Here is a 9,154-nt window from a genome sequence, read left to right on the forward strand (position 1 = left end):
CCCGCCCCCCCCCCCCCCCCCCCCCCCCCCCCCCCGCGGCGGGGGGGGCCCCCCCCCCCCCCCCCCCGCCCGGGGGGCGCGCCCCCCCCCCCCCCCCCCCCCCCACCGCCGTGTCCGGACCCCCGCGGGCCTCCGGCCCCGGCCCGCGTCGTCCTGGAACCCGCGTCGTCCTAGAAGAAGACCGACCGGCGCTGCACCAGCAGCTTGTAGAGGGTGTGCTGGATGGTCTCCCGTACCTGGTCGGTCAGGTTGAACACCAGCATCGGGTCCTCGGCCGCCTCCGGCGCGTAGCCGTCCGTCGGGATGGGCTCGCCGAACTGGATCGTCCACTTCGTCGGAAGCGGCACCATGCCCAGCGGACCCAGCCACGGGAAGGTCGGCGTCAGCGGGAAGTACGGGAAGCCCAGCAGCCGCGCCACCGTCTTCGCGTTGCCGACCATCGGGTAGATCTCCTCCGCGCCCACGATGGAGCACGGGACGATCGGCACCCCGGTCTTGAGCGCGGTCGCGACGAAGCCGCCCCGCCCGAAGCGCTGCAGCTTGTAGCGCTCGGAGAAGGGCTTGCCCAGCCCCTTGAAGCCCTCGGGCATCACACCGACGACCTCACCGCGCTCCAGCAGCAACTGCGCGTCCTCCGCACAGGCCAGGGTGTGCCCGGCCTTGCGGGCCAGCTCGTTGACGAGCGGCAGCACGAACACCAGGTCCGCCGCCAGCAGGCGCAGGTGCCGGCCCGCGGGGTGGTGGTCGTGGACGGCGACCTGCATCATCAGCCCGTCCAGCGGCAGCGTCCCGGAGTGGTTGGCCACCACCAGGGCCCCGCCCTCGGCCGGGATGTTCTCGATGCCCTTCACCTCGACCCGGAAGTACGACTCGTACAGCGGCCGGAGCAGCGACATCAGGACCTGGTCGGTGAGCTCCTCGTCGTAGCCGAAGTCGTCGACCTCGTAGTCGCCGGTGATCCGGCGCCGCAGGAAGGCCAGCCCGTGCGCCACCCGGCGCTCCCAGGGCGCGCCCAGCAGCCGGTCCGCCGCCGCGCCGAGGGCCGCCGCCAGCGGGGTGCCCGCAGTGCCGCCGGACTGCCCCTCGGCGCCCTCCGGGGCGGTCCGGGCGCCCTCGGACGCCTCACGGGCACCACCGGTGCCCGGCGCGTCCGCGGAGGCCGTCACGGCGTCCTCGGCGGCGCCGGTCCCCGCCGCGGCGGCCGCGGTCCGCTCCTCGACCGGCAGCGCGGCCACCGGGTTCCCGGTGTCGCCGGCCGCCTTGCCGCGGGCCGCGGCCCGCCCGCGCGAGCGCGGCGTCCCCCTCCGTGTCCGCGTGTCCTCGTCGAACGGGATGACCTTGGCGTCCGCCATGGTGCGGTTCCTCCTCGCAGCAGTGCTCACGAGCTCAGTCCTCGGGGGCCGCCCGCCGGGACCAGCGCGGCGAGCCGGTCGACGGCCTCGGCGAGCCGGTCGGGCGGCAGCAGGCCGGGGCCACGACTGCGGGCGAAGTCGCTGAAGGTCTCGGCGGTGGTGTACTTCGGGGCGAACCCGAGCGTCTCGCGCATCTGCGTGGTGTCCACGACCCTGCCGTGGGTCAGCAGGCGGATCTGCTCGCGCGAGAAGTCGGTGACGCCGGCCGTGCGCAGCATCTGCCCCACCCAGGTGACCGCGGGCAGCAGCACCGGCACCGTGGGCTTGCCCAGCCGCCGCGCGGTCTGCGACAGCAGGAGCACCCCGTCACCGGCGATGTTGAACGTGCCGCTGTTGATCGTCCCGTTGCGCTCGTCCCGCAGGGCCAGTATCAGGACGTCGACGACGTCGTCCTCGTGGACGAACTGCAGCCGCGGGTCGTAGCCGAACACGGTCGGCAGCACCGGCAGCGCGAAGTACTCCGCGAGGGGCGTGTCGGCCCGGGGGCCCAGGATGTTGGCGAACCGCAGAACCGATACGGCAACGTCCGGGCGGCGTCGTGCGAAGCCGCGTACGTAGCCCTCGACTTCGACCGCGTCCTTCGCGAAGCCGCCGCTGGGCAGCGACTTGGGCGGCATGGACTCGGTGAAGACGGCAGGGTCGCGGGGCGCGGAGCCGTAGACGCTCGTGGTGGACTTCACCACCAGGCGGCGGACCGTCGGGGCCTTCTGGCACGCGCCGAGCAGCTGCATCGTGCCGATGACGTTGGTCTCCTTGACCGCGGTCCGGCTGCTGCGGCCCGGCAGGGTGCCGCTGACGTCCATGTGGACCACCGTGTCCACCGAGTGCTCCGCCAGCACCTTCGCGATCATCGGGTGCCTGATGTCGGCACGGACGAACTCGGCACCGCCCAGTTGGTGCGTGGGCGGCATCGTGTCGACGGCGATCACCCGGTCGACGTCGGGGTCGCGCATCACACGTCGTACCAGCCGGCCGCCGAGCCGGCGGGCTGCTCCGGTCACCAGCACCACTTTGCCCAAGATCAGCGCCTTCCCTCGCACCGCATGTACGCACCGTATCGGTTCGATGTTGCGCCGTGATGACACCCGGACGTACGAGCACCGTCAAGGGGGCACGGCCCGCCGGCCCCCGGGAACGCCACTGCCCTCCCGCCCCCACGGTCCGTGGGGGCGGGAGGGCAGCGAGGTGCGACGCGTAGCTCGCTTACTTCTTGTTGCGACGCTGCACACGCGTACGCTTCAGCAGCTTGCGGTGCTTCTTCTTGGCCATACGCTTGCGCCGCTTCTTGATGACAGAGCCCACGACTACCCTCGCTTCGTTTTCACTCGGTGCGGGGCGTCCGAGCCCACACGACCTACGTCGGCACAGCCTACCCGTCCGCAAGCGCCGAGCAGAAACCGAGGCGGTCGTCAGGCAGTTTCCCCCACCCCCACGTAGGACTCCCGAAGATAGTCATGGACGGCCTGCTCCGGGACCCGGAAGGACCTCCCCACCCGGATCGCCGGCAGATGACCGCTGTGCACCAGCCGGTACACGGTCATCTTGGACACTCGCATCACCGCGGCGACCTCTGCCACGGTCAGGAACACGACCTCGTTGAGAGGCCTCTCGCTTGAAGCCATGACACACCTGAACCTTCCGCACATGACGGGCACCGGCTTCCCCTCCGGTGACTCCCTCTCGCACGTGCGCTCCTCCCCAGATTAGGTGCGGGTGATGCAAGTGGGGAAGAGGAGTAGCGATCGGTTGACTACTGTGACAGACACGCTCGATTGAGTACATAGCGCGTAAGCGGTCGGTAGTAATCGGACCGCACAGCGTCATCAAGCGGAACCGCGACCGAGACCCTGCCCTCCGTCTCCGCGACGAACACCGCCGGGTCGTCCGAATCGGCCAGTCCGATGGCCTCGATGCCCAGCTGACCTGCTCCGCAGACCCAGCCGTGGTCTCCCACCACGAGGCTCGGCAGCAGCCCCCCGCGTCCTGCCGCACCCGCCAGCGCGGCCCGAACCGGGAGCGGGGAGTGCGTGTGTACCGCCGGCGCACCACGGGCGCCCCCACCCGGCGCATCCCGGACCGTCGCGACGCCCCCTACGTACCAGAGGTTGTACGTGCGTAGGCCGAATCGGGTCGCCATGTCGATACATCGGCCATGCGATGGGGTGAGGACGGGACATCCCGCCGCCGACAGGGCGGCCGCCAATCCGGCGTAGAACCCGAGCAGCCGATGCGGGTGACCAGTACCGATGAGGACGGGCTCCCTGCGCTGGGCGGCCTCCCCCAGCCGTACGGCGAAGGCCTCCAGCCCCGCGAGCGTACGGTCCGGGTCGATCACATCCTGCCCGGAAGTGTGCCCCGGGTCAGGCGAAACCCCACATCGGTCGGCCATCAACCGCAGGAGACCGGTCTGTGTCCAGGGCCGCGCCGGCTCCAGCCCCAGCGTCTGCCGCGGATCGCCCGCCACGAAGAGCCGGTAGCTGCGCAGGCTCTTCTCCCGCGGTGTCGTCACGACCCCCGCGATCCCCGCCCCCACCAGATGCGCGCGCAGCGCGGCAACAGTCACCACGCAGCGATGGTGGCCGTCCCCGCCCGCCCACGTGCCGGAACGGCCCGAACATCACTCCCGAGGGGCGGTTGTTCGGGTCGGCGCCCCCGGTGGGGCCCTCCGTACAATGCAGGCATACCGCGCGACAGCGAGGGGAGGTCCGCCGTGGCCGACACCTCCGCCGGCGCCGGCGGGTTCGACTACGTCGTGGTGGGGGCGGGTACCGCGGGCTGTGTGCTCGCCGCCCGCCTCTCCGAGGACGACGCGGCCCGCGTACTGCTCCTCGAGGCCGGCGCGGCCGACCACCCCCCGGAGGTCTCCGTCCCGGCGGCCTGGCCGGGCCTGCTCGGCACCTCCCTCGACTGGGCGGACCGCACCGTGCCGCAGACCGAGACCGGCCTCACCGTCCCGTGGCCCCGCGGCCGCGTCCTGGGCGGCAGCTCGGCCGTCAACGCCATGAACTTCCTGCGCGGCCACCGCTCCGGCTACGACGCCTGGACCGCCGAGGGCGCCGACGGCTGGGGCTGGGACGACCTGCTGCCCTTCTTCCGCCGCAGCGAGGACCTCACCGGCGTCCCGGACCGCGACCCGCGCCTGCGCGGCACGGACGGCCCGCTGCGGGTCGGCCCCGCCGCCGAACGCCACCCGGTCGCACGGGACTTCCTGCGCGCCGCGCTCGGCACCGGCCACCCCCGGGCGCACGACCTCGCCGGCGGCCTGGAGGAGGGTTTCGGCTGGGGCGACCTCAGCATCGCCGACGGCGTACGCCAGGACGCCGCCACCGCCTACCTGCGCCCCGTACTGCACCGGCCGGGCCTGCACGTGGTGACCGGGGCCCTCGCGCACCGGGTCCTCCTGGCCGGCGGCCGCTGCACGGGCGTGGAGTACACCGTCGACGGGCAGCCGCGCACCGCCCACTGCTCCCCCTCGGGGCAGGTCGTCCTGACCGCGGGCGCGGTCGGCACCCCCCAGGTGCTGATGCTCTCCGGCATCGGCCCCCGCAACCACCTGCGCCACTGGGGCATCCCCACCGCCGTGCACCTGCCCGGCGTCGGCTCCCACCTGCTGGACCACGTGCTCTCCGGCGTCGTCGTACGCTCCCCCAGACCCGTCCCGCCGGGCGCCAACGGCCACGGCGAGGTCCAGGGTCTGATCCGCACCCGGCCCGACGCACCGGGCCCCGACGTGCAGTTGCAGGTCGTCGACGTACCGGTCCGCGAGGAGAGCCTGCCCGGGCCCGCCGCCGGCGAGGGCTGGACGGTCATGGTCGCCCTCATGGCGCCGTACGGCCACGGAACGGTCCGGCTCTCCGGCACCGCCCCCGGCGCGCCTCCGCTGATCGACCCCCGCTACTACGCCGACGTCCGCGACCTCGACACCATGGCGCGGGGCCTGGACGCGGCGCGGGAGATCGCCGCCGACCCCGCGCTGGCCGACTGGTACGGCGAGGAGGTCCTCCCCGGCCCGGACACCACCGGCGCGACGGAGCTGCGCGCCTACCTCCGCCGCAACCTGCGCTCCTACAACCACTACGCCGGCACCTGCCGCATCGGCACCGACGCCTACGCCGTCGTCGACCCCCAGTTGCGGGTACGCGGCGTCGACGGCCTGCGCGTGGCCGACGCGTCCGTGATGCCGGCCCCGGTCTCGGCGAACACCAACGCCACCGTCCACGCCATCGCCGAACGGGCCGCGGAACTACTGCGCAACGGCGCCTGACCGCGCCTGACCCGCCTCCCCGCGGGAACGCGCCCTGCCCGGGAAGGGCTCAGGGCAGCAGCCCGTGCAACGGGAAGACCGCCCGCCGGGTCGCCAGGATCGCCTGGTCCAGCCGGTCCGCCGGGTCGTACCCCGCGTCGTGGAAACCGGTGAACGCCGCGTCCCGCCCGTCCGTCATCCGCAGCGGCCCCATCTGCCGCGTCCTGCGGTACACCTCCGCCCGCCACTCCTCGGGCGTCGCCGTCTCCGGCGCGACCGGCCGCCCTGCGGCGATGCCCACCAGGTGCGTCCACGTCCGGGGCACCACGTCCACCACTGCGTAGCCGCCACCGCCCAGGGCGACCCAGCGGCCCCCGGCGTGCTCGTGCGCCAGGCCGTGCAGCGCCTCCGCCACGGCCCGCTGCGCGTCCAGGCTCACCGCGAGGTGCGCCAGCGGGTCCTCGAAGTGCGTGTCCGCGCCGTGCTGGGTCACCAGCGCCTGCGGCCGGAACGACGCCAGCAGCTCCGGGACGACCGCGTCGAACGCCCGCAGCCAGCCCTCGTCCCCGGTGCCGGCCGGCAGCGCGACGTTCACCGCGCCCCCCTCCGCGGCCGCGCCGCCGGTCTCCTCCGGCCAGCCGGTCTGCGGGAAGAGCGTGCGGGGGTGCTCGTGCAGCGAGATCGTCAGCACGCGCGGGTCGTCCCAGAACGCCGTCTGGACGCCGTCCCCGTGGTGCACGTCCACGTCCACGTACGCGACGCGCTCCGCGCCCAGCTCCAGCAGCCGGGCGACGGCCAGCGCGGCGTCGTTGTACACGCAGAAGCCCGAGGCCATCCCGGGCATCGCGTGGTGCAGCCCGCCCGCGAAGTTCACCGCGTGCGACACCTCGCCCCGCCACACCGCCTCGGCGGCCCCGACCGACTGGCCCGCGATGAGCGCCGAGACCTCGTGCATGCCCTCGAACGCCGGGGTGTCCTCGGTGCCGAGGCCGTACGCCAGTTCCGTCATGCCCTTGGGGTCGGCGGAGGCGCGGCGCACCGCCGCCACGTACTCCGCGTCGTGCACCAGGCGCAGCGTCGAGTCGCCGGCCACGGGGGCGGCGGTGACCGTGACCGCCCGGTCGAGTCCGAGGGACCGGACCAGCCCCATGGTCAGCGCGAGCCGCACCGGGTCCATCGGGTGGCCGCGACCGAAGTCATAGCCCGTTACCTGCTCGTCCCACATCAGCTGTGCGCGGCCGCTCATGGTCGACACCGTATCGGGCGGGGTCCGCCCCGAACGAGCGGGCGTACAGCACCGTCGCCGCCACCAGCACCATCGGCACCAGCATCGCCCCCCGGTAGCTCCAGGCGTCGCCGAGTGCGCCCACCAGGGGGGAACCGACGAGGAAACCGACGTAGTTGAAGATGTTGAGCCGCGCGATCGCGGTGTCCGACGCCCCCGGGAAGAGCCGCCCGGCGGCCGCGAACGTCTGCGGCACGATCACGCACAGCCCGAGCCCCAGCAGCGTGAACCCGGCCATCCCGGCCCACGCGCCCGGCGCGGCCGCGACCACCGCGAAGCCCGCCGCCGCCAGCAGCGCGCCGGCCCGCACCACCGCGGCCGCCCCGAAGCGCCGCACACCGAGGTCCCCGACCGAACGGCCCAGGAGGGTGGTGACCATGTAGACGTTGTACGGGACGGTGGCCAGCTGCTCCGAGCCGCCGAGCACGTCCTGCAGGTACTTCGCGCTCCAGTTGGAGACGGTGGAGTCGCCGATGTACGCGAACGCCATCACCAGGCAGAGCGGGAGCAGCAACCGCATCGCCACCGGCGCCGCGACCGGTGCGTCCGGGCCGTCCTGGACCTGCGCCTCCGCCCTCCGGTCGACGTACCAGCGACTGGCCACCAGCGTCAGCGGGATCAGCACCCCCACCACCGGCCCGTACAGCACCGCCAGCGACAGGTGCCAGTGCGCCCCCGCCCAGGCCAGCGACGCCCCCAGGATGCCGCCGAAGCTGTACGCGGCGTGGAAGCCCAGCATGATGCTGCGCCCGTACGCGCGCTGCAGGCTCACCCCGAGCATGTTCATGGACGCGTCCAGGGCGCCGACGCATATCCCGAACACGGCCAACGCCGCCGCCAGTTGCCACAGCGCGCTCCCGGCACCGGCGCCCAGCAGCGCCAGGCACACCACCGGCTGCACCCAGCGCAGCACCACGCTCGGCCGCACCCGCTTGACCAGGTGCTCGGTGGCGACGCTCCCGACGCCCGCCAGCACGGGCACCGCGGCCAGGAACGCGGGCAGCAGCGCGTCACTGACGCCGTAACGGTCCTGCAGGGCCGGGATCCGGGTCACCAGCAGCGCGAAGGCCGCCCCCTGCGCGAAGAAACCGACGGCCAACGAGGCCCGTCCGTGGCGCAAACCGCCGTCGATGCCGTCCATGAGCGTGCAGCGTAGGGCCGCACGCTACGCACGGGTAGGGAGATCACACGAAGAGTTTCCCGGGCAGCTCGGCCATGTCCGCGAACAGCTCCCGCGCCCCGGCCAGCTTCTCCGCAGGCGTCATCGCCGTGAACGCGTACGCGTCCATCCCGGCCGCCACCGCCGCCCGCACCCCGAGCGGGCTGTCCTCCACCACGGCGCACCGCTCCGGCGCCATACCCATCGTGCGCGCCGCGTGCAAGAACAGGTCCGGCGCCGGCTTCCCCCGCCCGACGTCCTGCGAGCTGAAGATCCGCTCCTCACCGAAGTACCCGTACAGTTCGGTCTTCTTGAGCGCCACCCGGATCCGCTCGTGGCTCCCGGAGGACGCCACGCAGAACGGCACCCCGTCCGCCGCCAGCTTCCCCAGCACGATCGCCACGCCCGACACCGGCTGCAGTTCACGCCGGAAGCCCTCGAAGACCCGCGCGTAGTAGGTCGCGTCGAAGTCCTCCGGCAGCCGTTGCCCCGTGCGCTCCGCCACCAGGTCGTGGACGCGGTGCATCGCGGCGCCCATGTAGTCGCGCACGGACTCCTCGTACGTGGTGGGGTGGCCCAGCTCCGTCAGCAGGCCGGCCAGGATGCGGTTGGAGAGCGGCTCGCTGTCCACGAGCACGCCGTCGTTGTCGAAGATGACCAGGTCGTAGCGCACCGCCCCACTGTAGTCGGGCACACGATCCGGCCCTGCGGGTGGTGAACGCAAAAATGCCCCGGCTCCCGAGTGATTAAACTCGGGAGCCGGGGCTCAATATTTGTTCGGCGGCGTCCTACTCTCCCACAGGGTCCCCCCTGCAGTACCATCGGCGCTGAAAGGCTTAGCTTCCGGGTTCGGAATGTAACCGGGCGTTTCCCTAACGCTATGACCACCGAAACACTATGAAACCATACGAACCAACGGTTCGTTGTTTCAGAACTACACAGTGGACGCGAGCAACCTATGGACAAGCCCTCGGCTTATTAGTACCGGTCAGCTCCACCCATTACTGGGCTTCCACATCCGGCCTATCAACCCAGTCGTCTACTGGGAGCCTTAA

At 72.7% G+C, this 9,154-nt stretch carries 9 protein-coding genes and 2 rRNA genes; 1 reads left to right on the forward strand and 10 read right to left on the reverse strand.

What is annotated here, in order from left to right:
- Positions 1 to 170 precede the first annotated feature (170 nt).
- The 5 genes from ACFZAU_RS08790 to ACFZAU_RS08810 form a co-directional block, all read right to left on the reverse strand.
- Entirely contained in the window at positions 171 to 1,352 is a 1,182-nt protein-coding gene (locus tag ACFZAU_RS08790; RefSeq protein WP_500551579.1) for a lysophospholipid acyltransferase family protein, read from the reverse strand.
- Positions 1,353 to 1,378: 26 nt separating this feature from the next.
- Positions 1,379 to 2,431 (reverse strand): NAD-dependent epimerase/dehydratase family protein, encoded by a 1,053-nt coding sequence (locus ACFZAU_RS08795; RefSeq protein ID WP_500551580.1) that lies wholly within the window; start codon positions 2,429 to 2,431, stop codon positions 1,379 to 1,381.
- Positions 2,432 to 2,615: 184 nt separating this feature from the next.
- Positions 2,616 to 2,714 carry a 30S ribosomal protein bS22 gene (locus ACFZAU_RS08800; RefSeq protein ID WP_003948845.1) on the reverse strand — a complete coding sequence of 33 codons (99 nt, stop codon included), beginning with the start codon at positions 2,712 to 2,714 and terminating at the stop codon, positions 2,616 to 2,618.
- A gap of 107 nt (positions 2,715 to 2,821) precedes the next feature.
- The gene (locus ACFZAU_RS08805; RefSeq protein ID WP_018558718.1) at positions 2,822 to 3,034 is read right to left on the reverse strand and encodes a helix-turn-helix domain-containing protein; all 213 of its coding nucleotides are present in this window, start codon (positions 3,032 to 3,034) and stop codon (positions 2,822 to 2,824) included.
- Between the two features lie 128 nt (positions 3,035 to 3,162).
- Positions 3,163 to 3,978 (reverse strand): phosphatase, encoded by an 816-nt coding sequence (locus ACFZAU_RS08810; protein ID WP_500551581.1) that lies wholly within the window; start codon positions 3,976 to 3,978, stop codon positions 3,163 to 3,165.
- A 144-nt stretch (positions 3,979 to 4,122) separates the two neighbouring features.
- Here ACFZAU_RS08810 and ACFZAU_RS08815 point away from each other — a divergent pair, with 144 nt between their 5' ends.
- Positions 4,123 to 5,676 (forward strand): GMC family oxidoreductase, encoded by a 1,554-nt coding sequence (locus ACFZAU_RS08815; protein ID WP_500551582.1) that lies wholly within the window; start codon positions 4,123 to 4,125, stop codon positions 5,674 to 5,676.
- A gap of 49 nt (positions 5,677 to 5,725) precedes the next feature.
- Here the strand turns inward: ACFZAU_RS08815 and ACFZAU_RS08820 are convergent, their stop codons facing one another.
- The 5 genes from ACFZAU_RS08820 to ACFZAU_RS08840 all read right to left on the reverse strand — a co-directional run.
- On the reverse strand, positions 5,726 to 6,901 hold the full coding sequence (locus tag ACFZAU_RS08820) for an acetoin utilization protein AcuC (protein ID WP_500551583.1): 1,176 nt from the start codon (positions 6,899 to 6,901) through the stop codon (positions 5,726 to 5,728).
- Entirely contained in the window at positions 6,852 to 8,081 is a 1,230-nt protein-coding gene (locus ACFZAU_RS08825) for an MFS transporter (RefSeq protein ID WP_500551584.1), read from the reverse strand. Before ACFZAU_RS08825 ends, ACFZAU_RS08820 begins: the two co-directional genes overlap by 50 nt.
- 43 nt (positions 8,082 to 8,124) lie before the next feature.
- Positions 8,125 to 8,772 carry an HAD family hydrolase gene (locus tag ACFZAU_RS08830; protein ID WP_500551585.1) on the reverse strand — a complete coding sequence of 216 codons (648 nt, stop codon included), beginning with the start codon at positions 8,770 to 8,772 and terminating at the stop codon, positions 8,125 to 8,127.
- A 102-nt stretch (positions 8,773 to 8,874) separates the two neighbouring features.
- A 5S ribosomal RNA gene (rrf, locus tag ACFZAU_RS08835) occupies positions 8,875 to 8,991 on the reverse strand.
- Positions 8,992 to 9,057: 66 nt separating this feature from the next.
- Positions 9,058 to 9,154 (reverse strand): 23S ribosomal RNA (locus ACFZAU_RS08840); the annotation flags it as partial.

This window comes from Streptomyces sp. NPDC008238 (assembly GCF_042956445.1).
In the GTDB taxonomy this organism is placed as follows: domain Bacteria; phylum Actinomycetota; class Actinomycetes; order Streptomycetales; family Streptomycetaceae; genus Actinacidiphila.

What these genes read in the sequence shown, in the direction of transcription:
- ACFZAU_RS08790 (WP_500551579.1), bottom strand. Translation starts at nt 1,352, where the DNA reads ATGGCGGACGCCAAGGTCATCCCGTTCGACGAGGACACGCGGACACGG.
- ACFZAU_RS08805 (WP_018558718.1), bottom strand. Translation starts at nt 3,034, where the DNA reads ATGGCTTCAAGCGAGAGGCCTCTCAACGAGGTCGTGTTCCTGACCGTG.
- ACFZAU_RS08820 (WP_500551583.1), bottom strand. Translation starts at nt 6,901, where the DNA reads ATGAGCGGCCGCGCACAGCTGATGTGGGACGAGCAGGTAACGGGCTAT.
- ACFZAU_RS08825 (WP_500551584.1), bottom strand. Translation starts at nt 8,081, where the DNA reads ATGGACGGCATCGACGGCGGTTTGCGCCACGGACGGGCCTCGTTGGCC.